Origin of the sequence: Rhodopseudomonas palustris (assembly GCF_003031265.1) — a bacterium.
Taxonomy (GTDB): Bacteria; Pseudomonadota; Alphaproteobacteria; order Rhizobiales; family Xanthobacteraceae; genus Rhodopseudomonas; species Rhodopseudomonas palustris_H.
Map to the genome: position 1 here is coordinate 2,478,017 of NZ_CP019966.1, position 26,900 is coordinate 2,504,916.

The following is a 26,900-nucleotide window of genomic DNA, read 5'->3' on the forward strand; positions in this document are numbered from 1 at the left end:
GATTTCCTCCGCTCACTCTGGCCGGCACAGCGGCTTTGCCCGTATGGGAACATAGAGTGAACGAAGGTGTTATGGAGTCAACCTTAGGTTGATACCGAAAGTAATTGCGCTTACCCCCAACTACGCAGCCGCCGGAGCTGCGGCGTCTTCTTGTGCTGATGGTCGGCCATCCGGCCGAGCAGTGTATCGAGCTCGGTGATCGCCTTGAACAGATAGGGGCCCTTGTTCAGCATCACGCATTCGGCGCGCGCCGCCATCGCGGCGTCGGTCATTTCGCCGCGCGAGGGCGTGCCTTTCTTCACCAGATGTTCGAGCACCTGGGTGGCCCAGATCACCGGGACATGGGCGGCTTCGCCGATCCACAGGATCTCTTCCTGCATTTCGGCGAGCCGGGCGAAGCCGATCTCGACCGCCAGATCGCCGCGTGCGATCATCACCGCGGTCGGCTGGCGGCCGGCGGCCTGGACCAGGATGTCCGGCAGGTGCGCGACCGCATCCGGCGTCTCGATCTTCAACACCAGCGACAGCTTGTGCCAGTCGTCGGGCCGGCGTTCGGCGAGCGCGGCCTGCAGCATCTTCACGTCGCCGACCGACTGCACGAACGAGAACTCGACACCGTCGGCATGGGCGGCGACGAAATCGAGGTCGGCGCGGTCCTTGGCGGTGAGGGCCGGGATGTCGAGCGGCGTATCCGGGAAGTTCAGGCCTTTCTCCGGCTTCAGCCGGAAGCCGGTGTCGGCCGTGGCGGTGACGCGGCCGAGCAAACCCCAGGCGGTCTTCCGCTCGATGCGGACGCACAGCTTGCCGTCATCGACGAACACCCGGGCGCCGACGGCGGCGCGGGTCAGCGGATCGGGCAGGGTGCATTCCACTGCGAAATGCTCGTCGTCGAGATCGATCCGCTCGAATTCGCCCTGCGCCACGATCGCCACCAGGTCGCCGGTGACGATGCGGTCGCGGCCATCGGGCGTCCGCGCGGCGCCGGTGCGGATCTTCGGACCGGCAATATCCATCAGCACCTTCATCCGCCGTCCGGTGGCCTCCTCGGCGACGTGGAGGTGATTGATCATCCGCTGCCAGGCGGCGGCATCGTCGTGGGCGCAGTTGATCCGCACCGCCTCGACGCCGCGCTCGGCGAGCCGCAGCATGAAGGTCGGATCGTCGGCGGCTTCGCTCGGGCAGGTGACCAGCAGGGCGGAGTGGCGGGCGCCCGACAGCGGTCCGAACAGCTCGGCGCTGCGGCTGGCGAGATCGTGCTCGCCGGCGAAGAACTGCTTCGACGACGGCCGCAGCATTTCCGGCTCGCCCGCCAGCGCCGCCAAAGTAGCGCGCACCGCGAGCAGCGTTGGCATCACCCGACTTTCGAGCCGGCCGAGCGACGACAGCCCCAGCGCCATCAGGGCGTGCTGCAGCGGGCGCAGATCGTGGTGACGTAGCGCCAGATAGTGGGCGAGGTTGGCGGCGCTGGGGCCGAAGCCGGGACGGTGGATCTGATCCACCCAGCCGGCCAGCCGCTCGCGGCTGCCCTCGTCGATCTCCGTGATCAGCGTGTCGAGCTTGTGCTTGAGGCGGAGGATTTCGGTCGACATCGCAGGCATCTCGCGGGTTTGGGCGGCGTGGAGAACCGCATTCCACCCGCTCTAGGATCGCTGGATGAAACCGATGTGACAGGCGCCGTTCCGCAGCCTCAGACTTTCTTCCCAGCTTCTTTCGCGGGTTCATGCACAGCGCGGCCATCGCGCTTGACGGCTGAGGGGTGGGTGGCGTGAATGCGAGTCGATTGCTTTCAATCTTGCGGAGCCTGCGCGTGCCCACCACCCTCTATGGCATCAAGAACTGCGACACGATGAAGAAGGCGCGGACCTGGCTCGATGGCCACGGCGTCAGCTACACGTTCCACGACTACAAGACCGCGGGCATCGATCAGGAGCATCTCGAGCGCTGGGCTAAGCAGGTCGGCTGGGAGACGCTGCTCAATCGCGCCGGCACCACCTTCCGCAAGCTGCCCGAGGCGGACAAAGAGGGGCTGACCGAGCCCAAGGCCATCGCGCTAATGCTGGCACAGCCGTCGATGATCAAGCGCCCGGTGCTGGAGTACGGCCACAAGCTGCTGGTCGGCTTCCGCCCGGAAGCCTATGCCGAGGTGTTCGATTAGGGCTTGAACCTGACCAGGGATGTTGCATTCTTAATCGCATGACGAGCAAACGGCACGCCGAGACGGGGCGCTTCATTCGGTACGTACCTCCCGCACGGTCGCGCGAGGAGGCGACGAAGGTTACCCTGTTGCAGCCCAAGCAGCGACCGAGTTCCGCCTCCCTGAAGGACATCCGCAAGGCGGTGCGCGAAGTGCATGGCGCGAAAGCCAAGTAAGCAGCCCGCCGACTACGAAGACAGCGTCTTCGTCAACTGCCCGTTCGATTCTCAGTACAAGCCTCTCTTCAACGCGATCGTCTTCACCGTCATCCTGTGCGGATTTCGCGCAAGATGCGCCCTGGAGATCGATGACGGCAGCCAGCCGCGGATCGAGAAGATCTTTTCGATCATCGAGCGTTGCCGTTTCGGAATTCACGATCTTTCCCGAACCGAGCTCGACGACCACTCCCAACTACCGCGGTTCAACATGCCGCTCGAACTCGGCATGTTCCTAGGTGTGAAGCGGTGCGGCGGACGGGTGCAGCGGCAGAAGACGTGCCTGGTGCTCGACACCGAGCGCTATCGCTACCAGAAGTTCATGTCCGACATTGCCGGCCAAGATATCCAGGCTCATGGCGGCGAGCAGAAACGCGCCATCGCGGCGGTCCGGAACTGGTTGCGGACGGCGTCCGGCCGGACTCTTCCCGGCGGCGCCGAGGTGTTTCGCAGGTATCAGTTGTTCGAAACGGCCGTGCCGCAGGTTTGTCGTCATGCCGAACTCGACCCTACGGAATTGACCTTCGCCGACTTCGTCAGCCTGGCAGTCGAATGGCTGAAGGTCGATCTGCCGGCCGCCGGCCGATAGCTCGCGGTGGTGGGGGCCGTCTTTTTCGCTTCCCAGCTTTGCATCTTGCACAAGGCTCGCGAATAGCGGCATAGTCGGGCCAGAAAGACGGGCCGGGCGCCAACGGCGCTCCGAGCACCGGCTCCAAAAAATGAAGACATCGGACGTCTGCGCCGGCACCGCATGCGTTCGATGGGGGGAAGTTGCTTGGCCGATGATATCATCCTCGAAACCAACGGATTGACGAAGGAATTCGCCGGCTTCTTTGCCGTGCGGGACGTCAACCTGCGGGTCCGCCGTGGTCACATTCATGCACTGATCGGTCCGAACGGGGCCGGCAAGACCACATGCTTCAATCTGCTCACCAAGTTCCTGCGGCCGTCCGCCGGGCAGATCCTGTACAACGGGCAGGACATCACCGCGATGGCGCCGGCCGACGTGGCGCGGCTCGGGCTGGTGCGCTCCTTCCAGATCTCGGCGGTGTTCCCGCATCTGACCGCACTCGAGAACGTGCGGGTCGCGCTGCAGCGGCAGCACGGGTCATCGTTCGATTTCTGGCGCTCCAAGAGCGTGCTCGACAAGTACAACCACCGGGCGCGGGAACTGCTCGATGACGTCGGGCTGAGCGAGTTCGCCGACACGCCTGCGGTCGAGATGGCTTACGGCCGCAAGCGCGCGCTGGAGATCGCCACCACGCTGGCGCTCGATCCGGAGATGATGCTGCTCGACGAGCCGATGGCCGGCATGGGGCACGAGGACATCGACAAGATCGCGGCGCTGATCAAGCGAATCTCGGCCAAGTACACGATCCTGATGGTCGAGCACAATTTGAGCGTGGTCGCCAACCTGTCGGACGTCATCACCGTGTTGACCCGCGGTCAGGTGCTGGCGGAAGGCAACTACACTGACCTGACCCAGGATCAGCGGGTCAAGGAAGCCTATCTCGGAGCGGGTCATGGTTGAGGCGACCACTATGGAGCGGCCCGCATCGTCGGCTGCCGGCGCAGCGATGCTGAGCGTGCGCGATCTGCAGGCGTGGTACGGCGAGTCCCACATTCTGCACGGCATGAATTTCGACGTCCGCGAAGGCGAGGTGGTGACGCTTCTCGGCCGCAACGGCGCCGGCAAGACCACCACGCTGAAGGCGGTGATGGGGATCGTCGGCAAGCGCAGCGGCACCATCACGTTCGACGGCACCGACATCAGCCGGGCGTCGTCGGACAAGATCGCCCGCCGCGGCATCGCGTTCTGTCCCGAGGAGCGCGGCATCTTCGCCAGCCTCGATGTGCGCGAAAACCTGATGCTGCCGCCGCAGGTTCGCCCCGGCGGGTTGTCGCTCGATCAGATCTTCGAACTGTTCCCGAACCTGCGCGAGCGGCTGAAGAGCCAGGGCACCAAGCTCTCGGGCGGCGAACAGCAGATGCTGGCGATCGCCCGCATCCTGCGCACCGGGGCACGGTTCCTGATGCTGGACGAGCCGACCGAAGGTCTGGCGCCGGTGATCATCCAGCAGATCGGCCACACCATCGCGCGGCTCAAGAAGCAGGGCTTCACCATTCTCTTGGTTGAGCAGAACTTCCGTTTCGCCGCCACGGTGGCCGATCGCTACTACGTGGTCGAGCACGGCAAGATCATCGACGGCTTCGCCAATTCCGAGCTCGAAGCCAACATGGACAAGCTTCACACCTATCTCGGCGTCTGACGGCGGGACCGGTGACCTCCACGAAAGACTGAGAGCAAGATGGATATCAACGTCCCCGCTCTGTTGGCGCAGCTTCTGGTCGGCCTGATCAACGGCTCGTTCTATGCGCTGCTCAGCCTCGGCCTCGCCGTGATCTTCGGCATGCTCAACATCATCAACTTCGCGCACGGCGCGTTGTACATGATGGGCGCGTTCTGCGCGTATTTCCTGCTCAATCTGCTCGGCCTGAACTATTGGTGGGCGCTGATTCTGTCGCCGATCATCGTCGGCCTATTCGGCATGGTGATGGAGCGCACGCTGCTGCAATGGCTGTCGGGGCTCGATCACCTGTACGGCCTGCTGCTGACCTTCGGCGTCGCGCTGATCATCCAGGGCGTGTTCCAGAACTATTTCGGCTCGTCCGGCCTGCCTTATGCGATCCCCGAACAGCTGCGCGGCGCGATCAATCTCGGCTTCATGTACCTGCCGGTGTATCGCGGCTGGGTGGTGGTGTTCTCGCTGGTGGTGTGCCTGCTCACCTGGTTCCTGATCGAGCGCACACGGCTCGGCGCCTATCTGCGCGCCGCCACCGAGAACCCGACCCTGGTGCGGGCGTTCGGCATCAATGTGCCGCGGATGATCACGCTGACCTACGGCCTCGGCGTCGGGCTGGCAGCACTCGCCGGCGTGCTGTCGGCGCCGATCAACCAGGTCCGCCCGCTGATGGGCGCCGATCTGATCATCGTGGTGTTCGCGGTGGTGGTGATCGGCGGCATGGGCTCGATCATGGGCTCGATCATCACCGGCTTTACCCTCGGCGTGATCGAGGGCTTGACCAAATACTTCTACCCCGAGGCCTCCAACACCGTGGTGTTCGTGCTGATGGTGCTGGTGCTGCTGGTGAAACCCTCGGGCCTGACTGGACGGGCAACCTGACATGACCACGATTACGCAGAATTCCGTCCCGACCACGACCCGCCGCCCGGTGCGCGACGAGATGATCGCATTCGGCATCATGACCGCGCTGCTGGTCGTGGTGCCGTTCACCGGGGTCTATCCGTTCTTCGTGATGCAAGGGCTGTGCTTCGCGCTGCTCGCCTGCGCCTTTAACCTGCTGATCGGCTATGGCGGCCTGCTGTCGTTCGGCCACGCGATGTTTCTTGGCACCGCCGGCTACGTCAGCGGCCATGCGCTGAAGGTGTGGGGACTGCCGCCGGAACTGGCGATCATCGCCGGCACCGGGGCAGCGTTCGCGCTGGCTGTGGTGACCGGGCTGATCGCAATCCGCCGCCAGGGCATCTATTTCGCGATGATCACACTGGCGCTGTCGCAGCTGTTGTACTTCATCTATCTGCAGGCGCCGTTCACCCATGGCGAAGACGGCATCCAGGGCATTCCGCAGGGCAAGCTGTTCGGCTTCATCGACCTGTCCAACGCCACCACGCTGTATTTCGTGGTGCTGGCCGGCTTCCTGCTCGGCTTCCTGATCATCTATCGGGCAATCAACTCGCCGTTCGGCGAAGTGCTGAAGGCGATCCGCGAGAACGAGCCGCGGGCGATCTCGCTCGGCTACAAGACCGACCAGTACAAGCTGCTGGCGTTCATCCTGTCGGGCACGCTCGCGGGCTTTGCCGGCGCGCTGAAAGTGTTCGTGGCGCAGAACGCCTCGCTGACCGACGTGCACTGGTCGATGTCCGGCGAAATCGTGCTGATGACGCTGGTCGGCGGGCTCGGGACGGTGTTCGGCCCTGTGGTCGGCGCCTTCGTGATCATCGCCATGCAGCAATATCTCGCCGGCTTCGGCCAATGGGTCACTGTGATCCAGGGCGTGATCTTCGTCGCCTGCGTGCTGACCTTCCGCCGCGGCATCGTCGGCGAGATCGGGCATCTGTTCAAACGCTCGCTGTAACGGCGAGGCTCGGCAGAGGGGAAAGCAAGCGCCGCAAAGGGCGCTGGTCTTCTGCTCGCGGGACTCGGAAGAGCGCTGTCAGAAAACAAAAACCGCCGCGTGGCTGAGCCGCGCGGCGGTTTTGCGTTTGGTTGGTTCTGAGCCCGCTGGCGCTACGCCTGCGGCGGCGTCCCCGGCCGGGCGGTGTGCTCCAGCGGCAATTCGGCTTCGCCCTCGGCGTGGTGCTCTCGCTTGGGATGCGCAGCCTTCTTGCGCGGCCGGGACTGCTCGACCGCCTCGGTCATCAGCTTCTCGACGTCGGCGCTGTATTTCGGCAGCGGACCGATCACCTCGGCATGGTCAGCACTTGCCGTCCCGGCGTCGCTCAGAACGGCCGCCTGCGGTGCGGGTGTCGATTGCTCCACCGGAGCGGGTCGCGCGTGCGCCAGCACGTTCGGCAGGACATCCGGCTCCAGCGCCTGCGGCGGCACGGTCGGCGCTTCGGCAACCGTCATGGCCGGCTCTGCGGCCGGGATCGTGGCCGCCGGCGGTTCGGCCATCGCAACGACGACGGGCGCTGCGGCAGCGGTCTCTGCGGCGGCAGGCACGGGCGTCGCGGGCTCGACGGCGGCCGGCTCGCTGGGGACGGGTTCGGGGCTGGGAGCCTCGACCGGATGCAAGGCTTCGACGCGCGGCGTGTCGGCCGGCACCGGTTCGCTGCGCAATGGTTCGGCGCGGGCGGCTGAGCCGGCATCGGCCAGCACCTGGCGAACCAGTTCGCGGGTGTTGAGGTCGTCGACCGGGATGCCGTCCGGCCAGCGCAGGCTGCGTTCGGCGGCCGGCTCCAGGGCAGCGCTCCGGGCCATCGTGCGGTCATCGACGGGCACCCGAACCCGCGCGGTCGGCTCGACCGCGTAGGCTTCGCGCCGCGCTGAGCCGCGCCGCGGCATGATCAGGTTGCGAACGTCGAGATCGCTGGCCTCATAGTCCGGCTCGACGAAGTCGCGGCCGCCATAGTCGCGCACCGCATAGTCCCGCGCGACGAATTGCGGCTGGGCACGCCGAGCTGTGGCGCGGCGCGGCCGGTCGTCATAGCGGTCGTAGTCGTGGCGGCGAGCGAACTCCCGGCGTTCGACCTCGCGCGGATCGTACTCGTCATAGCCGCCATCGCTGTCGCGACCGCCGTAGCGCCGCCATTCATAGGCGCGGCGATCGTCGCGGCGGCGCATCTCCTCGTACTCGGCTTCGTCATCATAGGACGCATGCTCGAAGCTGCGCGGGCGCTCCGCAGGGCGCTGCGGTGCAGTGCGCGGTTCTTCGGCGCGCACCGGCTCGGGTGCCGCCGGTTGCGGCTTCGGTGGTTGTGCCGGTGCCATCGCGGCTGCGACGGCAGCAGGCGCCGCTGGCTGGACGACCGCGGCCACCGCAGCTGCGGGAGCGGGCTTCGGCGCTTCGTCCTCGAGGTCTTCGTTGTTCTCGATGCGCTGCCGCGCGCGTTCGACCTGTGCCTGAATCTTCGCGGCATAGACGCTCGGCGGCGAGAAGAAGATTTTTGCAACGACCGGAACGATTTCCAGGAAGATGATGAAGCAGCGGGTCATCCACGAGAACAGCGTCATGGTGGCGCCGTCACGCGGGTCGTTCTTCAATTCCTGATACGCCGCGATCCGCGTCAGCGGATCGAATTTGTCTTTCTTCTCCTGGTAATAGGAGTCCGCCATCACCTTCTTGCGGAAGTCGGCGACGCTTGCGGCCTTGTCGACTTCGAACTGCTTCAGGTCGGCGCGGGCCGCATCGATCCGCTGCTGCAGCGCGTCGGCGCGCGCCTTGATCGCAACGCGCTCCTGCTCGCGGGCGCCGAGCGCGTCCGCGGTGATCTTGGCCTGAGCGGCGCGGAGGTCGTCGCGGCGGACGTGGAGCTGGGCGATCTCAGCTTCACGCTCGGCGCGCTGCGCCTGGAAGGCCTGGCGCTGCTTCCTGGCGAATTCGTAGCGGGGACCTGCGCCGGGGCGGCCGGAATTGTTCGGCGTGGCTTTCAGGCCGAACTCTTCGGCGTTCATGTCGGCGATGTAGCGCTGGATCGTCTTGTCGATCTCGGCAATGTCGGCGCGGATGCCGGCTTCGCGGGTCGCCAGCGCGCGGATCTGCTGCTCGATGTCCTCGGTGCGGGCCTGGGTGGTCGGCTCCGGCTTCGGCTGCTCGGTGAGGGCGTCGCGGTGCAGCGCCTCGAGCTGTTCGATATCGGCGAGCCGACGCTTGGCTTCGGCGTTCAGTCCGGCTTCGAAAGCTGCGATCTTGTCGTAGACCGGCTGGTTGGCGGCGACCCGGTCGGCTTCGATCTTCTCGTTGATGGTCGAGGAGAAGATCGCGAGTTCCAGGAACATCGCGATCACCCAGGCGAGCCCGAACGACAGCGTCAGCCGGATGCCGACGCGGACGAACCGCCAGGCGGTCTGCTTGGCCTCGGCCCGCGACTGGATCGCAGAGGTATTCCACAGCGTGCCCTGATAGAACCAGTCGGACTGGCACAGCGCGCGGTCGAACATCAGCACGGTCAGCGCGATCACCGTCGAGACCAGCAGCCGAGTCCATATATTGTCGATCATGTAGCCGGTGGCGTGGAACGACACGCCGAGTACGACCACGAACGACAGGCAGAGCGATGCGCCGAGATGCGTGGCCCATAATTTGTCGGAGGCCGGGCAGCTCTGAAGAGTCTTGCGATCGACGCCAGCGATGATGCCAAGAACGCGTTGAATCATGGCCGCCCAGTTCTGCGGTGACATGCGCCGCGGTTTGGTTGTGACAGGTCGGCCGAGTCTAACAGAGCGTAAACAAATTCAATACGAGGCCACGTTTAGTAGGCGATTCAACGAGCTCCGATTTGGTCTCAGCAGTTGCTGCTAAGGTGCCGTGATCGATTGCAAACTTGCTGAGTTGAAGAGGCGGTGAGGCCGCTTTCGCCATCCTCAATATTTTGTCGTGATGGTCCGTTCGGACACGCTCGTCCATTCCTCGATTACCACTGCTACGCGGCCTCACGGCCCTCGATTTCACATCAGCGCGTTGAAGTGATTCGCGAGCAAGAGGCGCTGGGGCCGTGACGACGGCATCTGCCGGCAACCCGGCGGCCGGACAAAATCTGTGGACGAGGGGACCCGGCGATCACCGAAATGCCCCGATCTCGTGGCGTCCGATGGCGGACGGGACCAGTCCGCGGCTCACGCGTCCCGTCGGTCCGGAATGGACGGTTGCCTGTGAGCCTCTGAAGTGTTTTATGACGCCGGTGTGACGCGGTCGGGCGTCTCCGGCCTCCCACGGCCGATCTACGAACCCGCGTCACGTCAACCGGATAGCTCCCGATGCTACGATACTTTCGAGCCTTTCTGCCCAAGGAAGAGAGGTTCTTCGACCTGTTCGCCCAGCACACGCATACGGTCGTGCAGGGAGCCCAGGCGCTGCAGGACATGCTGCGCGGCGGCGACGAGACGCTGGTGCACTGCCAGCGCGTCAGCCATTTCGAATCCGAGGCCGACAGCATCACCCGTGAGGTGCTGACCGCGGTGCGCCGGACCTTCATCACCCCGTTCGACCGGGTCGACATCAAGAACCTGATCACGTCGATGGATGACGCCATCGACCAGATGCAGCAGACCGCCAAGGCGGTGATCCTGTTCGAGGTCCGCGAGTTCGAGCCGCCGATGCGCGAGATCGGGTCGCTGTTGGTCGAAAGCGCCAATCTGGTCGGCCGCGCGGTCCCATTGATGCAGTCGATCGGGCCGAACCTGCAGATGCTGACGGCGATGACCGAGGAGATCACCAAGCTGGAAGGCCGGGTCGACGATCTCCACGACATCGGGCTGAAGGAACTGTTCCTCAAGCACCGTAACGCCAACACCATGGATTACATCGTCGGCGCCGAGATCTACGACCACCTCGAGAAGGTCGCCGACCGTTTCGACGACGTCGCCAACGAGATCAATTCCATCGTCATCGAGCAGGTCTAGGGCAGGGGCCGGCCGTGGACGCTTCGCTCGGGCTGCCCATCCTGGTCGGGTTGATCGCCGTCGCGCTGCTGTTCGACTTTTTGAACGGCCTGCACGACGCCGCCAATTCGATCGCCACCATCGTCTCCACCCGGGTGCTACGGCCGCATTACGCGGTGTTCTGGGCGGCCTCGTTCAATTTCATCGCCTTCATGGTGTTCGGCCTGCACGTCGCCAACACCATCGGAACTGGCATCATCGAGCCCAGCGTGATCGATGCCTCGGTGATCTTCGCCGCGCTGACCGGCGCGATCGTCTGGAACCTGGTGACCTGGGGGCTCGGCATCCCGTCGAGCTCGTCGCACGCGCTGATCGGCGGCCTGCTCGGCGCCGGCCTCGCCAAGGCCGGACTGTCGGCTGCGGTGTGGGGCGGCCTGACCAAGGCGCTGCTGGCGATCGTGTTGTCGCCGCTGGTCGGCTTTCTGCTGGCGCTGGTGCTGGTGGCAATCGTGTCGTGGGCGTCGGTGCGGTCGACGCCGTTCGCGGTGGATCGCGCCTTCCGCATCCTGCAGTTCGCCTCCGCATCGCTGTATTCGCTCGGCCACGGCGGCAACGACGCCCAGAAGACCATGGGCATCATCGCGGTACTTTTGTACTCGCAGGGCTATCTCGGCGGCGAGTTCTCGGTGCCGTTCTGGGTGGTGCTGTCGTGCCAGGCGGCGATGGCGCTCGGCACGCTGATGGGTGGCTGGCGGATCGTCCGCACCATGGGGCTGCGCATCACCAAGCTGACGCCGATGCAGGGCTTCTGCGCCGAAACCGGCGGCGCCGCGACGCTGTTCATGGCGACCTTCCTCGGCGTGCCGGTGTCGACCACCCACACCATCACCGGCGCGATCGTCGGCGTCGGCGCCGCGCGCCGAATGTCGGCGGTGCGCTGGAACGTGGCGAGCTCGATCGTCTATGCCTGGGTGATCACGATCCCGGCCTCGGCGATCGTCGCGGCGCTGGCGTATTGGGCGACGCGGCTGGTGCCGGCGTTTTAAGAATAACGTCATTGCGAGGAGCGCTGCGACGAAGCAATCCATCGCGCCGCGCGAGGCGCTGGATTGCTTCGCTTCGCTCGCAATGAGGCAGAAGCCTCGCCCCTTAGGCCACCAGCTTCAGCCCGACGATGCCGGCGACGATCAGGCCGATGCAGGCGAGGCGGCCGACCGTGGCCGGATCGCCGAACAGCGCGATGCCGAGCGCCGCGGTGCCGACCGCGCCGATGCCGCTCCACACCGCATAGGCGGTGCCGATCGGCAGCGTCTTCAGCGCGAGCCCGAGCAGTGCGACGCTGGCGACCATCGCCGACACGGTCAGCGCCGTCGGAACCAGGCGGGTAAAGCCTTCGGTGTATTTCAGGCCGAGCGCCCAGCCGATCTCCATCAGACCGGCGACGAACAGATAGAACCAAGCCATAGCGGCCTCCTTGCACACGTCCGGGCAAATTTCATGAGGCCATCCAACGGGATGGCGCGCCGGCGCAATGCGCGGTCTTGAGGAGGCCGGGTCGTCCCGGCCGAAAAGGTGATTTTGAGGTCGTCCTCGATCCCTTATATGAGGGACGCCGTTCCGCCGCGCAACTGCTGGCGCTGCGACCCGCCGGAAGCCCTTGATCGCGCCGGCTTTCCCTGCCACAGGCTGATGAATGTCCGACACCGCTGTTCCGGCCGAAGCGCCGTCCTCGACCCCGTTTTCGCTCGCCCATGAAGTGGCGCGGCGGCGCACTTTTGCGATCATTTCGCATCCTGACGCCGGCAAGACCACGCTGACCGAAAAGCTGCTGCTGTTCGGCGGCGCCATCAATCTGGCCGGCCAGGTCAAGGCCAAGGGCGAGCGCCGCAACACCCGGTCGGACTGGATGAAGATCGAGCGCGACCGCGGCATCTCGGTGGTCACCTCGGTGATGACCTTCGAGTTCGATGGCCTGGTGTTCAACCTGCTCGACACCCCGGGCCACGAGGACTTCTCGGAAGACACCTACCGGACGCTGACCGCGGTCGACTCCGCCGTGATGGTGATCGACGCCGCCAAGGGCATCGAGGCGCGCACCCGCAAGCTGTTCGAGGTCTGCCGGCTGCGCGACATTCCGATCATCACCTTCATCAACAAGATGGACCGTGAGAGCCGCGACACCTTCGATCTGCTCGATGAGATCGAGAAGACGCTGGCGCTCGACACCACGCCGATGACCTGGCCGGTCGGGCGCGGCCGCGACTTCCTCGGCACCTACGACGTGCTGAACGGCGGCGTCCGCCTGCTCGAAGGCGGCGGTGCCAAAACCGGCGCGGCCGAGCAGATCACCATCGAGGAACTCGGCAAGCGTCACGCCAATCTCGACGTCGCCGCGGTCAAGGAGGAGCTCGAGCTCGCCACCGAGGCCTGCAAGCCGTTCGACCTCGAGGCGTTCCGCGAAGGCCACCTGACGCCGGTGTATTTCGGCTCGGCGCTGCGCAATTTCGGCGTCGGCGATCTGCTGCAGGGGCTCGGCCGCTACGCGCCGCCGCCGCGCGCGCAGGAAAGCAACCTGCGCAAGATCGCCGCCGACGAGCCGAAGATGAGCGCCTTCGTGTTCAAGATCCAAGCCAATATGGATCCGAACCACCGCGACCGGATTGCGTTCGCGCGGCTGTGCTCGGGCAAGCTGACCCGCGGCATGAAGGCCAAGCTGGTGCGCACCGGCAAGGCGATGCCGCTGTCGAGCCCGCAGTTCTTCTTCGCGCAGGACCGCTCGGTTGCGGACGAAGCGTTCGCCGGCGACGTCGTCGGCATTCCCAACCACGGCACGCTGCGGATCGGCGATACGCTGACCGAGGGCGAGGACGTGACCTTCGTCGGCGTGCCGAGCTTTGCGCCGGAAATCGTCCGCCGCGTCCGGCTCGGCGACGCGATGAAGGCGAAGAAGCTGAAAGAGGCGCTGCAGCAGATGTCGGAGGAGGGCGTCGTGCAGGTGTTCCGCCCGCGCGACGGCGCGCCGGCGCTGGTCGGCGTCGTCGGCCCGCTGCAGCTCGACGTGCTGAAGGCGCGGCTCGAAGCGGAGTATCAACTCCCGGTCGATTTCGAAGTCTCCGAATTCCAGCTCGCGCGCTGGATCTCGTCCGACGACCGCAAAAAGCTCGACACCTTCATCGCCAACAACGGCTCGTCGATCGCCGACGACGTCGACGGCGATCCGGTGTACCTCGCCAAGAACGAATTCTATCTCGGCTACACCCGCGACCGCGCCGAGGGCATCACCTTCTCGGAGATCAAGGACGTGAAGAAGGTGGTGTGAGGCGACGTACGACGCGCCATCACAATGCGTCATTGCCGATAGCTGACTTGGTTAGTCGCGTTGTCACCTCACTCGGCCGTCATCCCCCGCGCATGCGGGGGACCCAGTATCCCAGAGCGATAATTGATGACTCCGGCGCACACGAGCGCTCTGCAATACTGGGTCGCCCGATCAAGTCGGGCGATGACGTCGTGCTTAGGGACGTCGCCTCGATCCGCATTTGCCCCGTCGCCCTCGCGGGCCGCGATCTCCGGGCCGCTGAGCTCCAAATAACCAGCACCTTCAAACAGCCACGCCTCCGCATCCTCGCGGCGCAATGCGCCCGAGCTTTGCCCGAAGAGCCGCCCCAAAGTGAGGGGCGGTGGCGCGCCGCAAGACGCGGCGTTGGTAGTGTCGCGATCCGGCCTTCGCCCGCGCGAGGGGCGAAGATCGCGAACCGCGCGTCGCCTTGCGGCGCGCCACCTCGGCGGTTTTTGGCTGAAGGACCGCTCTTCCGGGACCGAGCGAGCTTGCGGGCTTTCCCCGGCCTCTACTCGACCCGTCCAGCCTCTGAAGCGGCGGCCGCTCGTAGTAGCGGCGGACGGTGACCCTCAACCTCCCGGGCGCGTGCTTGCGAGGCACGTCACGCAGGACGCCGTATCCCGCTCCGCCTCGCAAGCGCCCTCGAGAAGCGCCCCTCGCGAACGAGACAAATAGGAATATATTCTATGTCGGCGGGGGCGTCAATCCGGTCGTGCAGATTTGGCGGACCTCAGCGATCGAAGAAAACGACGCGGGCGAGCTGCACGATCGGCACCTGCATCGGCGATCGGCGAAGCCGCGCAGCCGATCAGAGGCCGATACGAGCAGCGAAGCGCGACCTTTCAGGTCCGGAGAGTGTACTTAAGTTGATGTCAGGTAATGACCCATAGCAGACCTTCGTGACCATGCGACCGAGGTCCGCTTTCAAATCGATTCACACCGCCATGTGCCTCACCGCTCGCCGTCTCTGGCCGCACATCGAACGGGAGTCCTTGTAGTCAGTCATTTACTGCGCCTGGTCTTTCCGGCGGGCTGGCCGCAAGAGACGTGCGTTCGCATAGTCTGATGAATGCCGGCATTTGAACGTCGAGGTGATTGCAGACTTCCTCGAACAATAGCAGAGCAACGCTTAGATTGGTTAGCCCAATCCCCTTTGTGCCTTCCTCGCCCCGGATATTTTGGCCAAATTCTACCAGTGCTTCATCATGATGGAAACGCGAATAGACCCCCGCAGCGCCTGACCAATTGGGATGCGCAAATTCGCTCAGGCGGTCGTATTGGTGCTCAAAGCCTTCGCAATCCTTTTCAACAGCCCTAATGAGATCATTAACATGGACCACTTTCGGCTCATCAGTTTGGGTAATGCGTTTGCCTTGCCCAAGCCGCAAGCGCGCTAAATATCTGCCGATGGAGCTGATGTCCACGCTGCCTAGCTTGAGCGCCTCATCGAGCTTGCGTTTTAAGGTCCAAAGCGCTGCGGTGGTCTCCATCGCGGCGCGCGTAAGCACAACGGCCGATACTAAATCTTCCTTTTGAAAACAATCGAAGGCGTTGCGGGCCAGTTCGACCATGCGCCACATCCATACTTCGCGGCAGTAGAGCGCATAAAATGGCAGTTGCGATCTGGTGCCGAGATCTCGCGCATCAAGGCGTGCCACAAGACGGGCGTCAAGGCCATCGAGTCGCCCTCCGATCTCTGTTGTCAGTTCGTCAATGGTCTTTGGCACTTATCAAACCCGCCGTCATCGCGTCTGTCTATTCGCCTCAACGCCTCGCTTTACAGTTTAACTATCGCGGAATATGTCCGGTAATTGGTAGATTTGATATGTACAATAAATGGCCAAAGAACCAAAACACCATTACATCCCGGAATTTTATCTGAGGCAATGGGTCGACCCTGCAAGCCGAAAGCTCGTCGAGTATTGCCGACGCTATGAAGGCGTAGTTGCTCGACCTAGCTTTCCCGGGGGCACTGGCTACGTTCGAGGCCTGTATAAACTCCCCGACGCGCTGCCAGGAGAAGAATACATTATCGAAACGAAGCTCATGCAGTCGATCGACAATTGGGCTTCAAAGGCACTCCAGTCGATGCTTATAGAGGGATCCGTTCCTGGAAAGCTCGATGGTCAAACAGCTCTTGGTTGGTGTCAATTCTTGTATTCGCTCATCGTCCGCAACCCCGAGCATCTGGAGCGGATCGAGAAGAAGTTGGCAACGTTGGATCCAGGAGAGGTAATTGAAAATATTCGCGACGACTACTCACGCCTGCGAGGACCCGGAGACCCGCTAGAATTCGATGAATATAAGGCGGCATTCCTTCAGAAACGTGTCGAAGTACCGGCAATCCGGGTGCTGCCCGAACTGGTAAGGAGCAAGCGCGTCGTCAGCGTGCTCGCGTCTTTCAGATGGCAGACGATGACTGTGAACGCAGCAAAGTACCCGCTCCTCACTTCCGATCGTCCCATCATCATCACGAACGGTCTCAGGCAGCCAGACGCTCACCTTGTCCTGCCAATCTCTCCGCGCAAGCTTTTCATCGCGACGAAGACCGAGGAGACTTTCCGGAAGTTCGTCGGAATGAACTCAAAGGAACTTGCCGAGGCGGTGAACAATCAAGTCTCCCAGCAAGCCCGCAGGTTTGTTTTCGGTGGCGATGACAGTCAACACAGATTCGTTTCAAACCGACTCGGCAAGTGTGTTTGGTCTAGCCCATTAGACTAGCCTGGGTGTGAACTGTTGCACCTCACGACCTAGTCGGACTGTTCGTGAGGTCCGGTGGCGCCCATAGTCGGCCTTTTGGAGTGGTGTGTACTGACGTCTGCTTCTGGCCCATAGCGGCCATTAGGTCGTGTCGACCCTGTTGGCCACCGCTTCGCCGGTCGGCTCACCGCCGCTCCACAATCTTCTTGATATTCCCCAACCCCAGCTCCGCCTCCGCGCTCATCCGCTCGACCATCTCCGGCGTCGGCGGTTTTGGCCGTGCCGGATTGCGCAGGATGCGGGTGAAGCGGGTGCCGCCGGCCACGGCCTCGAACGTGTAGTGCACCACCACCGGACCCATGAAGCTGGTCTGGGTGAGGCCGATCCACAGCAGCGGGCGGTCGCAGGCGATCACCAGCCAGTCGAGGTCGACCGGGCCGGTGCGTGTCGACCAGTGTTCGTGGAAGGTGTCGCCGAACCCCATCGGGCGGTCGTCGCATTCGAGCGCGTGTGAGGAGGGCAGCCATTCCGGCCAGGATTTCGGATTGGTGACGTAGTCGAACACGGCCTCGGGCGGCGCTGCGATCGTCACCGCATGGCGGATTTCGAACGGCGAGGTCGGGCTGCGGGCGGCTGCATCGGCCATGGAGATTCCCTCTTGCTGTGTTGCTCTGTTGCCGCAGTTGGACGGGCGGCCATTGGTTCCAGCGCCAGTATCCCCAGCGGCGAAGCTCAGTTCTTGCGTGAACTGCCGGTTCCGTTCTGTTTCGGGACGATCCGCGTGACAAAAAGGCCACGTCGGCGTGCAATTGCGGACCTTTCGCGTAAAAAAGGATACCGCTGGCCGAACGCCTCCCGCAAAATCCCGACCAATTAGCTCGGCCAACGAGCAATCAGTTTCCAGACAGATCATTTCGGGGTGCGGCGTGCGATTGAAGGCGACATGGTTATGCGCTGTGGCGGCGACGGTGATCGCCGGCTCGGTCGCGTCCGCGCAAGAGCAGAAGGCGACTCCCGCCGCGGTTGTGCAGCAGGGCTACGACGCGCTGTTCAACCAGATGTATCAGCAGCCGGCCAATCTCGACGTCAGCTTCAAATTCGCCCATGCGGCGGTCGAGCGCGGCGACTACGAGGCCGCGATCGGCGCGCTGGAGCGGATGCTGTTCTTCAATCCCGATCTGCCGCGGGTGAAGCTCGAACTCGGGGTGCTGTATTTCAAGCTCGCCTCCTACGAGATCGCGCGCGGCTATCTGCTCGACGCGATCAAGGGCGGCAACGTGCCGGACGAAATCCGCGGTCAGGTGATGGCGTATCTGGCTGAGATCGACCGGCGGCTGTCGAAGCACGAGTACAGCGTGTTCCTGCAGGGAGGCATGCGCTACCAGACCAATGCCAATATCGGGCCGAACTCGCTGCAGGTACGCGCGCTCGGCCAGGATGCGATCCTCGATCCGCGGTTCGGCCGCAAGCCGGACTGGAACGCGTTCCAGAGCATCACCGCCGCCTACGCCTACAAGCTCAACATGCGCGGCGACGCGATCGAGACCACCTTCCTCGGCTACAATTCGCGGCAGTTCACGCAAAGCCAGTTCAACCTCGGCCTGCTCGAAGGCACGGTCGGCCACCGCGTCGGGATCGGCCAGAACGCCTCGTTCAAATACTACGCGATCGGCGACAAGGTCTGGCTCGGCGACTATAGCTATTTCGGTGCGCTCGGCGGCGGTCTGTCAGCGCGCTCCACGATCGGCGACAACGGCCAGATCGAAGGCTATGTCGAGACCCGGCATCGCAAGTTCACCGACTCGACCTACTACCCGACCGCCGGCACCCAGACCGGCGATCTGACCACGGCGGCGATCACCACTGACTTCCGGTTTGGTCCGGTGCACTGGACCACCCGCGGTGGCTATGACGTCAACAAGGCGGTCGCGGACTACAACAGTTACAAGCGCTACTCGATCGACATGGCGTTCCCGGTCGAATTCGTGGTGCCGGTGTTCGGCCAGCCGCATCAGTTCGTGGTGGCGCCGACCATCGGCTACAGCCGCTCGAACTACGACGCTCCGAACTTCATCGTCGACCCGACGCTGGTGCGGCGCGAGGACGAATACCGCTACGGCGCCATTCTCGATGCCCAGATCGCCGGCAATGTCGGCGTGCGCACCCAGGTGCTCTACACCAAGATCGACTCCAACCTGCCGAACTATCGCACCAACAACCTGTCGGCCTCGCTCGGGCCGACGGTGCGTTTCTGAGGAGGCTCGCGATGCGTCTGTCAGGATGGATGATCGGAGCTGCCGCACTGCTCGCGGCCGGGAGCGGCGCAACTCTCGCGGTGGCGCAGGAGGTCGGCAAGGCGTCGGCGGTGAACCCCGCCGCGACAGCAAACTTGCGGACGATTTCGATCGGCGAGTCGATCGCCCACAAGGAGCGGATCAAGACCACCGACAAGGGCTCGGTGCAGATCCTGTTCATCGACAAGACCTCGATGACGGTCGGGCCGAACAGCGATCTGACGATCGACGAATACGTCTATGATCCGAATTCCGGCACCGGCAAGCTGGCGGCCCGGCTCGGCAAGGGCGCGCTGCGGTTCGTCGGCGGCCAGATCAGCCACACCGGCGATGCCGAAATCAAAACCGCGGCCGCCACCGTCGGCATCCGCGGCGGCGTCGCGATGATCGGAACCGGCTTCGTGTTCGCGGGCTACGGCTCTTCGACGGTGACGACGCCCGGCGGCACGGTGACGCTCGGCGCCGGTGAATTCACCCAGACCCCCGGTGCCGGCCAGCCGCCGTCACCTCCGGGACCGCCGCCGCCGAACTTCGTGCAGAATCTAATTCAGTCGTTCCAGAGCGCTCCCGGTCAGAGCGGCGGCGCCGGGCAGGGTACCGCTTCGCGCGGCAACGTGCAGCGCGCCGAGGCCCGCGCGACCGGCACGCCCAACGGCTCGGTCGCCGGCTCGCTGACGCCCCAGGTGCCGACGCCGCTGCCGCCGATCAATCAGGCCGCCTCGACCCTGAACCAGACGATCCAAACCTCGACCCAGCAGACCGCGGTGGAAAAAACCGCCACGCAGCAGGCTTCAGGCACGCTGTTCGGCTTCATCGGCGGCTTGATGACGACGTGGCTCACCGCCTCGAGCCCGACCTCCGGCAATTATGGCTATGGGACGGTCGGCCCATTCACCGGCACCGCGGTGGTCGGTGTCGATGCAGTGCGTCGTCGTGTCCAGGCCAATTTCGACGGCACCGTCGCGCACGATGCGAACGGCAATTATCTGCCGGGATCGTTCAGCTATCAGTTCGGCTTCCTCGACCCGAGTGAAGACCCGCAAAGTGGCTTCTACGACCAGTCGAATTTTGCCGCCGGGCCGGCGATCCGCAGGAATGGCGCGATCGTCTCGACTATCGACGACGCGCCGATCACCAACCAGACCGGCGCGATGGTGACGATCTCCCGCGAGATGGCACAGCAATACGGCTCGGCCTTGGGCTTCGGCAACATCCAGCCGTGCGATTGCGACTACACCAAGTGGGGATTCTGGAGCAGCGGCAGCAACCAGGGGCCTTATTACGATTGGGCTCATGGCTTCTGGGTCGCCGGCCGGCCGCCCACCGCCGGCGAGGTGCCGCTCAGCGGGCAGGCGAGCTATGTCGGCCATGCTGTCGCAGCGATTCAGAACGACGGCAGCACGTATTACGCGGCCGGCGTCTTCAACAACACGGTCAATTTCGGTGCGCGGACCGGGCAGGTGAGCGTCACCGGCCTCGACGGCACCAACTACGCTGGCCAGGTTTCGTTGCTCTCGGGAACGACAGGCTTCGCCGGATCGCTCGCCGGCGACGTCGGCTCGCGCAATATGGCGCTGGTGGGATCGTTCTTCCGCGGCGTGTCGAGCCCGGTCGGCGAGATGGGCGGCAGCCTCGCGGTCAGCGGCCCGGGCTATCTCGGCGCCGGCATCTTCGCGGCGAAGATGAAGTAACGGCCGATGATCGCCTACATATGGCCAGGCGGGCCGGCGCGGCGGCCGATCGCTGCCGACTGTTGATCGATACGGCCCGAGCTCGGCGGCACGTAGCGCGCGCTCGATCGCACCCGCTGCTGGGTTGAGGGATCGACGACCTCGACCGAGACTTCGAGTTCGTCCGCGGACAGTCTGCTGGCCTGCACCGTCGCTTCGCGGTCACCGAGAAAGCGGCGGACGGCCGCGGTCGAGACGGCAGTGCTGCGCTCCTGAGAAATGGCCGCGCTGGCCGCCAGCGCGGTGACGCCCTGCAGGGCGGCCTGGTCGGCCAGCCGCTGCAGCGGCGGATCGGCGGGGTGGATCAGCGGGACGGCATAGACGGCGCCAAGCCCGACCGGAATGGCGAGCAAGACTGCCAGCGGGGTGGCGATGCGCATGCGAGAGCTGTGCGGTCCCATCGGGGCGCTCCTCCTGGCCGGACGGGCGTGCTCCCGAACCGGCCTGCGATCTGCTAACGTCGGCGTGATGCGCCAGTTCCCCGTTCCACCGGCCGTGCTGTGGCCGCCGTCCCGTTCGAGCCGCTCGTTTGCCGAGCGGGAGGCCATGCCGTGCGGCTGCTGAGCCGGGGGACGCATCCGCTGTTCGGCCGCGCCGTCCGCGGCTGGGTTCGGCTGCGGCGGCTGTTTCGCGGCAAGTACATGCGCGCGGTGCTCGCCGCGCTGGCGACACTGATCGCGCTCACGGCGCTGCGGACCTACGAGCCGCGCATCGTCACCGAAACCAAGGAGCGGGCCTTCGACGCGTATCAGCGGCTGGCGCCGCGGCCGCCGGGCAACGACCTGCCGGTGCGGATCGTCGATATCGACGACGCGTCACTCGCCGCGTTCGGCCAGTGGCCATGGCCGCGCACGCGGCTGGCGGCGCTGACCAAGCGGCTCGGCGAACTCGGCGCCGGCGTGATCGCCTACGACATCATCTTCTCCGAACCGGACCGCACCACGCCTGAGCGGCTGATCGCCGATCTGAATGCCTCCGATCTGCCGGATCGCGATCGCGCCGTGGCGCTGCTGAAGAGCCTGCCCGATCACGACACCAGCTTCGCCGAAGCGATGCAGCAGACGCCGACCGTGCTCGGCTTTGCCGCCAGCCAGCGCCCGAACGACACGCGGCCCTCGGTGAAGACCGGCCTGGCATTTGTCGGCGTGGCGCCGGCCAACGTGCTGCCGCCGTTCCGCGGCGCTGTCTCCAATCTGCCGCAGCTCGACGCCGTCGCGGCCGGGATCGGCGCGATCAATCTGTCGGCAAGCGATCGCGGCGGCGTGGTGCGGCGGCTGCCGATGCTGATGTCCGACGGCGCGCGGGTGTATCCGAGCCTCGCGGTCGAGGCGCTGCGGGTGGCACAGGGCCAGAAGGGCGTCATCATCCGCGGTACTGGCGCGTCCGGCGACGACGATGTCGGCGATGCCGCACTGGTGGATATGCGGATCGGCCAGTTCAAGCTGCCGCTGACCCACGACGGCGAAGCCTGGCTGTATTTCAATCGCGACCGCGCGGACCGCTACGTGTCGGCCAAGGACGTGCTCGATCCGGCCCAAACCGAGCAGATGCGCGACCGGCTCGAAGGCACCATCGTGCTGATCGGCACCTCCGCATCCGGTCTCGGCGACGTCCGCGCCACGCCGATCGGGCAGGTGATGCCGGGCGTCGCGATCCAGGCGCAGATGATCGAGCAGATCGTGTCGCAGGAGTTTCTCGAGCGGCCGGACTGGGCGAACGGCTTCGAGATCGTGATGACGCTGCTGCTCGGCTCGCTGGTCGCAGCGTTGGTGCTGATCGCCGGCGCGCGGTTCTCGCTGGTCGCCTGCGCCCTGGTGTTCGTCGGCGCGATCGGGGGCTCGTGGATTGCGTTCTCGCACTTCCGGCTGCTGATCGATCCGGTGTATCCGTCGCTGGCGACGCTATTGACCTACATCGCGGTCGAGCGGGTGCTGCACACTGCATCGGACCGCGAGAAGAAGTTCGTGCGCCAGGCGTTCGGCCAGTATCTGGCGCCGGATCTGCTGGCCCAGCTCGAACGCACGCCGGACGGCCTGCGGCTCGGCGGCGAGCAGCGCGAGCTGAGCGTGATGTTCATGGACGTGCGCGGCTTCACCCCGATTTCCGAGGCGCTGAGCGCGACCGAGCTGGTGGATTTCATCAACACGCTGCTGTCGCCGCTGTCGGACGCGATCCAGGACGAGCTCGGCACCATCGACAAGTATATCGGCGACTCGATCATGGCGTTCTGGAACGCGCCCGTCGATGTGCCGGATCACGCGCTACGCGCCTGCCACGCCGCGTTGAAGATGCGCAGCATCGTCGAACAGCTCAACGACAGCGATGCGTTCGGGTTTGCCGCCCGCGGCTTCGCCGACCCGGTGGTGCGGATCGGCATCGGCCTCAACACCGGCGCGGCCTGCGTCGGCAACATGGGCTCGTCGCGGCGTTTCAACTACTCGGCGATGGGCGATGTGGTGAACGTCGCGGCGCGGATCGAGAGCGCCTCGAAGGAATTCGGCACCGATCTGTTGGTGTCCGAAGAGGTGGCGCGCGCCGCGCCGAAGCTGGCGCTGCTCGAAGCCGGCGAGATCAGGTTGAAAGGCAAGTCGCACCCGGCGCGGCTGTTTGCGCTTGCCGGCGACGAGGCGTTCGCCGCATCGGACGCCTTCACCGAACTGCAGCGGCTGCATCTCGATCTGCTCGATGCACTCGCCGCTGGTGACGGAGCGCGTGCGCAGACGACGGTGGCCGCGTGCCGCGCCCTAGCGCCTCCGGCGGTGACCGGTTTATACGATCACTTCGTCCGGCGCGCTGCGGCGTTGGCCGACGTGGCTCGGCCGGTGCTGGACCGCGCCGGCGGTTAGCAACGAAACGGCGATTACTCCGCCGCCGGGCTGAACGAGATCTGCTGGCGGATCGGGTCGGCGCAGGGCAGGGTGAAGCGGAACAGCGTGCCGCCGCCGGGCGCCGGCTCGGCCTTGATCGAGCCGCCATGCGCCTGGATGATGGTCTGCGAGATCGACAGGCCGACGCCCATGCCGTCCGGCTTGGTGGTGGCGAACGGCTGGAAGATCCGCTCGGCAATCAGGGAGTCGAGGCCCGGGCCGCTGTCGGCGACCACGACTTCGACCATGTCGTCTTCGACCAGGCGGCTGCCGATCGTCAGCTTGCGCTCACGCTGTTCGCGCATCGCTTCGAATGCGTTGCGGATCAGGTTGAGAAACACCTGCTGCACCTGGACCTTGTCGACCAGCACGCGGTCGAACGCAGGATCGAGCGACAGCGCGACATCGACCGGCCGGTCTCTGGTCAGCACCGAGGCCAGCGCAAGGGCGTCCTCGGCGATCGCGCGCAGGCTTTCGATGGTCTTGTCGGTCTCGCCGCGGCCGACGAATTCGCGCAGCCGCTGGATCACCGCCCCGGCGCGCAGCGTCTGCTGCGCGGCCTTGTCGAGCGCGGTGCTGATCTTGCTCTTGTCGGGATGGCTGCTGGCTTCGATCAGTCGCCGCGAGCCCTGCACGTAGTTGGTGACGGCGGCGAGCGGCTGATTGAGTTCGTGCGCCAGAGCGCTCGACATTTCGCCCATGGTGCTGAGCCGCGCGACCCGCAGCAGCTCGGCCTGCAGCGCCTGCAGCCGCTGGTCGGCCTCTTGCTGCCGCGTCACCGCGCGCTGATGTTCGAGCAGGAAGGCGGCGATCGCCGCGCTCCCGACCGCGAGGATCAGCAGACAGGCGGTGATCAGCGCCGCGGCGAGGCTTTCGCGGTCGTGCTTCGAGAGGCGCTGGATCAGCAGCAGCTGCTCGGCGCGCGTCAGGACCGACAGGCTGGTCTCGATCCGCTCGGTCAGCCGGTCGACCCGCGCTTGTTCCAGAATGTCCAGCGCCTCCCGCATTCGGTCGGGGCCGAGTTCGACCACGCGGCCGAGCTGGGCCATGCGCATATCGGTCAGCAGCCTGAGTTCGTCGATATGGGCGATCTGCTCGGGATTATCAGCGAGCACCGCGCGCAACCCATCGAGCCGGGTGGCGAGGGCGTCGCGGGCGCGGATGTAACTGTCGCGATAGGTCTCGATGCCGGTGAGCAGGAAGCCGCGCTCGCTGGTCTCAGCTTCGAGCACGGCCTGCTGGATGGCGGAGATCGCCAGCAGAGCTTTGTTGGTTTGTTGCACCCAAGCGAAGCTGTCCCGGAGCCGCACCAGGTTGAGCACCAGCGCGCCGGCGATGACGATGAACAACAGCAAGGTCGCGCCGAGCAGCCACGGCGCGAGAAATGTTCTTGATAACGAGTTTCGAGTCATCGGCACTCACGCAATCACGACCGGGATACCCTAAAGCAAATCCGGCACGGATTGAATCGCATCAGACTTGTAGATTTGGTCTAGGGACGCAGTTCTGGTGTGCGATTTCGTCGCTGATAACCCTGAATTAGACGAAAGACGAAAGTATTTTGCCGGTGGTGGTGCTGATCAGGAGGGGATCGGGCTCATAGCTCGCTGAGCAGTTCTGCGACCCGTTCCCAAGTTTGGTCGTGCAGCGTCCGGGTCCGCTCGAAGCTCGCCTTGATGGTTTTCAGCGCCTTGTCACTCGTGGTCGAGAAGGTGCCGAGCCGGACCTGCTCCGAGGCGATCCGGCTGACGGTGATGTCGAGGTCACGCTTGGCTTGATCAATCGCAGCGCGCGATTCCTGACGCAGCCGTTCCAGCGATGCCTGGATGGCATCGCGCTGCTGAGCCCGGTCGTCGTCACGCTCGGCCGAGCCGGGGCAGGTGCCGCAGCGGGCGAACAGGAACGAGCGGATCTCGTCGTCGGCCTTGGCCCATTCGTCGGACAGACGCGCGAGGGTGATTTCGGCGATCTGCGGCGGGATCGTCGGATGGGTCGAGAGCGCGTCCAAACGTTCGGCGAACACGGTGCGGATCGACAGCAGCTCGGCGACCGCCCGATGCGCATCGGTGCGGCCGTCACGGTCGAGGTGGGCGGCCCAGCGCCCGAGCGAGGAGGCGAGCAGATCGATCTCGTCGCGCTTTTGCCGGATCCAAACGACCTCGTCGCTTTCGCTCGCGCTCATAGACATGCTGCAGACCTTCGACCTTCACGAAGACGTCCAACCGCGGGCGGGCAAGCCGCGACCGCGCCGGAACTCCCTCAAACCGCCTAATAGAACGATAACGTTTTGTTTTGTGGAAGTCGATAGGGTGTTTCCTGACAAAGCGGCGATGGTCGTGTAGATATAGGGCAGGAGCAGGTTATAGTGTTCCCAATTCAAGGCCACCGGAGGCACCGCAAGCAATGTTGAAGTCCGCAGCGAACAACACCGCTGCAAAGGAACGCACCACCAAATCCCGCGGAGGGCGCCCGACGCGCACCGCCGCTCTCCAACGCGACCTCAGGCTGCTCGATGTGGCCACCCGCTTGTTCATGGAACGCGGGTTCGATGCCACCACGATCGATGCCGTCGCTGAGGAAGCGCGGGTCTCCAAGCTCACCGTCTATTCGCGCTACACCGACAAGCGTGGCCTGTTCGAAGCGGCGCTGCGGCGGGAGATCGAGCGCTGGATGGCGCCGCTGTCGCATGGTGTCGAAGAGCGTCGCAACAATCCGTCGAATGGATCGCTGGAGAACTGGTTCCTCAACATCGGACGCCAGGTACAGGAGATCGGCATCAGGCCGGAAGTTATCGCGATCATGCGCACGCTGTCGTTCCAGGCGGCGAATTTCCCTGATTTGGCGCGGCTTGCGCATGAGGAAGGGTGGGGGCGGGCGGTCGCGACTCTGGCGCGCCTGTTCGACCACCTGATCGAACAGGGCCTCGTTCGCGTCCCCGACAGCATGGTGGCGGCCGAGACGTTCCTCAACATCGTGGTGGGTCCGCTGACGCGGCTGACGATGTTCGGCATCCCGATCGACGAGAAGTACCGCGAGCGTCAGCTCCGTCTCGCGGTCAAACTGTTCGTCAACGGCATCAAGCCGGTCGATCCGTAAGGCTGCGAAGTTCACGACGTCCTTCAAGAGCGGTGATGCAGCGCTCTCGCGAACTATACTGAATTACCATCGAGGGAAGCTCCTGCTGCCGCGCTCGCCGTTGTGCGACGGTGATCACGCGGACGTGTGAGCGCGGTCGATGATCGGCCGGCGCCGTCTCTGCAAACTACCTAATCGCTTGAGATCGCCTGCCGAATCTCCGCCGATCTTGGCGATCGCGCCGGTCTCACAAACGCTGATCTTGTGAGTTGATCCACATCGTTCCTCGGTTCGGCGTTTGACAAAACGAAACGAACTGGTACCGTATCGTTGTGGCGCCCCAGCGCCTCGTGGCTTGCAAG

General features: G+C 64.8%; 22 protein-coding genes. 14 read left to right on the forward strand and 8 right to left on the reverse strand.

Going from position 1 to position 26,900, the window contains the following annotated elements; translation table 11 throughout:
• Positions 1–110 precede the first annotated feature (110 nt).
• Positions 111–1,589: a pyruvate kinase gene (locus RPPS3_RS11435; RefSeq protein WP_107346567.1), complete on the reverse strand. Its 1,479-nt coding sequence runs from the start codon at positions 1,587–1,589 to the stop codon at positions 111–113.
• Between the two features lie 218 nt (positions 1,590–1,807).
• On the opposite strand from RPPS3_RS11435, the gene RPPS3_RS11440 reads away from it, so the two are divergent.
• The 6 genes from RPPS3_RS11440 (at position 1,808) to RPPS3_RS11465 (ending at position 6,567) form a co-directional block, all read left to right on the forward strand.
• Positions 1,808–2,155 (forward strand): ArsC family reductase, encoded by a 348-nt coding sequence (locus RPPS3_RS11440; protein ID WP_107346568.1) that lies wholly within the window; start codon positions 1,808–1,810, stop codon positions 2,153–2,155.
• 195 nt (positions 2,156–2,350) lie between these two features.
• Positions 2,351–2,998 (forward strand): hypothetical protein, encoded by a 648-nt coding sequence (locus RPPS3_RS11445; protein ID WP_107344177.1) that lies wholly within the window; start codon positions 2,351–2,353, stop codon positions 2,996–2,998.
• 186 nt (positions 2,999–3,184) lie between these two features.
• Positions 3,185–3,940 (forward strand): ABC transporter ATP-binding protein, encoded by a 756-nt coding sequence (locus RPPS3_RS11450; protein ID WP_107344178.1) that lies wholly within the window; start codon positions 3,185–3,187, stop codon positions 3,938–3,940.
• Positions 3,933–4,679 carry an ABC transporter ATP-binding protein gene (locus tag RPPS3_RS11455; protein ID WP_107344179.1) on the forward strand — a complete coding sequence of 249 codons (747 nt, stop codon included), beginning with the start codon at positions 3,933–3,935 and terminating at the stop codon, positions 4,677–4,679. The genes RPPS3_RS11450 and RPPS3_RS11455 overlap by 8 nt, the downstream gene beginning before the upstream one ends.
• A gap of 39 nt (positions 4,680–4,718) precedes the next feature.
• On the forward strand, positions 4,719–5,594 hold the full coding sequence (locus RPPS3_RS11460; protein WP_107344180.1) for a branched-chain amino acid ABC transporter permease: 876 nt from the start codon (positions 4,719–4,721) through the stop codon (positions 5,592–5,594).
• Between the two features lies 1 nt (position 5,595).
• Complete coding sequence (locus RPPS3_RS11465) at positions 5,596–6,567, forward strand: branched-chain amino acid ABC transporter permease (protein WP_107344181.1); 972 nt, start codon at positions 5,596–5,598, stop codon at positions 6,565–6,567.
• Positions 6,568–6,719: 152 nt separating this feature from the next.
• Here the strand turns inward: RPPS3_RS11465 and RPPS3_RS11470 are convergent, their stop codons facing one another.
• Positions 6,720–9,308, reverse strand: coding sequence for a DUF4407 domain-containing protein (locus tag RPPS3_RS11470; RefSeq protein WP_234820185.1), 2,589 nt, complete (start codon positions 9,306–9,308; stop codon positions 6,720–6,722).
• 600 nt (positions 9,309–9,908) lie between these two features.
• On the opposite strand from RPPS3_RS11470, the gene RPPS3_RS11475 reads away from it, so the two are divergent.
• Positions 9,909–10,553, forward strand: coding sequence for a DUF47 domain-containing protein (locus RPPS3_RS11475; protein WP_107344183.1), 645 nt, complete (start codon positions 9,909–9,911; stop codon positions 10,551–10,553).
• Between the two features lie 14 nt (positions 10,554–10,567).
• Positions 10,568–11,578 (forward strand): inorganic phosphate transporter, encoded by a 1,011-nt coding sequence (locus RPPS3_RS11480; RefSeq protein ID WP_107344184.1) that lies wholly within the window; start codon positions 10,568–10,570, stop codon positions 11,576–11,578.
• Positions 11,579–11,681: 103 nt separating this feature from the next.
• Here the strand turns inward: RPPS3_RS11480 and sugE are convergent, their stop codons facing one another.
• Positions 11,682–11,996, reverse strand: a complete 315-nt coding sequence (gene sugE, locus RPPS3_RS11485) for a quaternary ammonium compound efflux SMR transporter SugE (protein WP_107344185.1) — start codon at positions 11,994–11,996, stop codon at positions 11,682–11,684.
• 229 nt (positions 11,997–12,225) lie between these two features.
• Here sugE and RPPS3_RS11490 point away from each other — a divergent pair, with 229 nt between their 5' ends.
• A complete protein-coding gene (locus RPPS3_RS11490; RefSeq protein WP_107344186.1) occupies positions 12,226–13,851 on the forward strand; it encodes a peptide chain release factor 3 in 1,626 nt (541 codons plus the stop codon).
• A gap of 1,019 nt (positions 13,852–14,870) precedes the next feature.
• Here the strand turns inward: RPPS3_RS11490 and RPPS3_RS24495 are convergent.
• Positions 14,871–15,599 carry a hypothetical protein gene (locus RPPS3_RS24495; RefSeq protein ID WP_159060670.1) on the reverse strand — a complete coding sequence of 243 codons (729 nt, stop codon included), beginning with the start codon at positions 15,597–15,599 and terminating at the stop codon, positions 14,871–14,873.
• Between the two features lie 109 nt (positions 15,600–15,708).
• Between RPPS3_RS24495 and RPPS3_RS11500 the strand changes: the two genes are divergently transcribed.
• Positions 15,709–16,593, forward strand: a complete 885-nt coding sequence (locus RPPS3_RS11500) for a DUF4238 domain-containing protein (protein ID WP_107344188.1) — start codon at positions 15,709–15,711, stop codon at positions 16,591–16,593.
• A gap of 163 nt (positions 16,594–16,756) precedes the next feature.
• Here the strand turns inward: RPPS3_RS11500 and RPPS3_RS11505 are convergent, their stop codons facing one another.
• The gene (locus RPPS3_RS11505) at positions 16,757–17,218 is read right to left on the reverse strand and encodes an SRPBCC family protein (protein WP_107344189.1); all 462 of its coding nucleotides are present in this window, start codon (positions 17,216–17,218) and stop codon (positions 16,757–16,759) included.
• 280 nt (positions 17,219–17,498) lie between these two features.
• Between RPPS3_RS11505 and RPPS3_RS11510 the strand changes: the two genes are divergently transcribed.
• Together RPPS3_RS11510 and RPPS3_RS11515 are read left to right on the forward strand one after the other, a co-directional pair.
• Complete coding sequence (locus tag RPPS3_RS11510) at positions 17,499–18,827, forward strand: tetratricopeptide repeat protein (RefSeq protein ID WP_107344190.1); 1,329 nt, start codon at positions 17,499–17,501, stop codon at positions 18,825–18,827.
• A gap of 11 nt (positions 18,828–18,838) precedes the next feature.
• The gene (locus RPPS3_RS11515; protein ID WP_107344191.1) at positions 18,839–20,557 is read left to right on the forward strand and encodes a FecR domain-containing protein; all 1,719 of its coding nucleotides are present in this window, start codon (positions 18,839–18,841) and stop codon (positions 20,555–20,557) included.
• A gap of 14 nt (positions 20,558–20,571) precedes the next feature.
• Here the strand turns inward: RPPS3_RS11515 and RPPS3_RS11520 are convergent, their stop codons facing one another.
• On the reverse strand, positions 20,572–20,976 hold the full coding sequence (locus tag RPPS3_RS11520; RefSeq protein ID WP_107344192.1) for a hypothetical protein: 405 nt from the start codon (positions 20,974–20,976) through the stop codon (positions 20,572–20,574).
• Positions 20,977–21,147: 171 nt separating this feature from the next.
• On the opposite strand from RPPS3_RS11520, the gene RPPS3_RS11525 reads away from it, so the two are divergent.
• Positions 21,148–23,442, forward strand: coding sequence for a CHASE2 domain-containing protein (locus RPPS3_RS11525; RefSeq protein WP_107344194.1), 2,295 nt, complete (start codon positions 21,148–21,150; stop codon positions 23,440–23,442).
• A 14-nt stretch (positions 23,443–23,456) separates the two neighbouring features.
• Here the strand turns inward: RPPS3_RS11525 and RPPS3_RS11530 are convergent, their stop codons facing one another.
• The gene (locus tag RPPS3_RS11530; protein ID WP_107344195.1) at positions 23,457–24,875 is read right to left on the reverse strand and encodes a sensor histidine kinase; all 1,419 of its coding nucleotides are present in this window, start codon (positions 24,873–24,875) and stop codon (positions 23,457–23,459) included.
• 185 nt (positions 24,876–25,060) lie between these two features.
• Positions 25,061–25,651, reverse strand: a complete 591-nt coding sequence (locus tag RPPS3_RS11535; protein ID WP_107344196.1) for a hypothetical protein — start codon at positions 25,649–25,651, stop codon at positions 25,061–25,063.
• A 326-nt stretch (positions 25,652–25,977) separates the two neighbouring features.
• Between RPPS3_RS11535 and RPPS3_RS11540 the strand changes: the two genes are divergently transcribed.
• Positions 25,978–26,559 carry a TetR/AcrR family transcriptional regulator gene (locus tag RPPS3_RS11540; protein WP_234820186.1) on the forward strand — a complete coding sequence of 194 codons (582 nt, stop codon included), beginning with the start codon at positions 25,978–25,980 and terminating at the stop codon, positions 26,557–26,559.
• Positions 26,560–26,900: the final 341 nt, after the last annotated feature.

What these genes read in the sequence shown, in the direction of transcription:
- RPPS3_RS11455 (WP_107344179.1), top strand. Translation starts at nt 3,933, where the DNA reads ATGGTTGAGGCGACCACTATGGAGCGGCCCGCATCGTCGGCTGCCGGC.
- RPPS3_RS11465 (WP_107344181.1), top strand. Translation starts at nt 5,596, where the DNA reads ATGACCACGATTACGCAGAATTCCGTCCCGACCACGACCCGCCGCCCG.
- RPPS3_RS11445 (WP_107344177.1), top strand. Translation starts at nt 2,351, where the DNA reads ATGGCGCGAAAGCCAAGTAAGCAGCCCGCCGACTACGAAGACAGCGTC.
- RPPS3_RS11515 (WP_107344191.1), top strand. Translation starts at nt 18,839, where the DNA reads ATGCGTCTGTCAGGATGGATGATCGGAGCTGCCGCACTGCTCGCGGCC.
- RPPS3_RS11435 (WP_107346567.1), bottom strand. Translation starts at nt 1,589, where the DNA reads ATGTCGACCGAAATCCTCCGCCTCAAGCACAAGCTCGACACGCTGATC.
- RPPS3_RS11470 (WP_234820185.1), bottom strand. Translation starts at nt 9,308, where the DNA reads ATGATTCAACGCGTTCTTGGCATCATCGCTGGCGTCGATCGCAAGACT.
- RPPS3_RS11505 (WP_107344189.1), bottom strand. Translation starts at nt 17,218, where the DNA reads ATGGCCGATGCAGCCGCCCGCAGCCCGACCTCGCCGTTCGAAATCCGC.
- RPPS3_RS11460 (WP_107344180.1), top strand. Translation starts at nt 4,719, where the DNA reads ATGGATATCAACGTCCCCGCTCTGTTGGCGCAGCTTCTGGTCGGCCTG.
- RPPS3_RS11520 (WP_107344192.1), bottom strand. Translation starts at nt 20,976, where the DNA reads ATGCGCATCGCCACCCCGCTGGCAGTCTTGCTCGCCATTCCGGTCGGG.
- RPPS3_RS11490 (WP_107344186.1), top strand. Translation starts at nt 12,226, where the DNA reads ATGTCCGACACCGCTGTTCCGGCCGAAGCGCCGTCCTCGACCCCGTTT.
- RPPS3_RS11500 (WP_107344188.1), top strand. Translation starts at nt 15,709, where the DNA reads ATGGCCAAAGAACCAAAACACCATTACATCCCGGAATTTTATCTGAGG.
- RPPS3_RS11475 (WP_107344183.1), top strand. Translation starts at nt 9,909, where the DNA reads ATGCTACGATACTTTCGAGCCTTTCTGCCCAAGGAAGAGAGGTTCTTC.
- RPPS3_RS11530 (WP_107344195.1), bottom strand. Translation starts at nt 24,875, where the DNA reads ATGACTCGAAACTCGTTATCAAGAACATTTCTCGCGCCGTGGCTGCTC.
- sugE (WP_107344185.1), bottom strand. Translation starts at nt 11,996, where the DNA reads ATGGCTTGGTTCTATCTGTTCGTCGCCGGTCTGATGGAGATCGGCTGG.
- RPPS3_RS11535 (WP_107344196.1), bottom strand. Translation starts at nt 25,651, where the DNA reads ATGTCTATGAGCGCGAGCGAAAGCGACGAGGTCGTTTGGATCCGGCAA.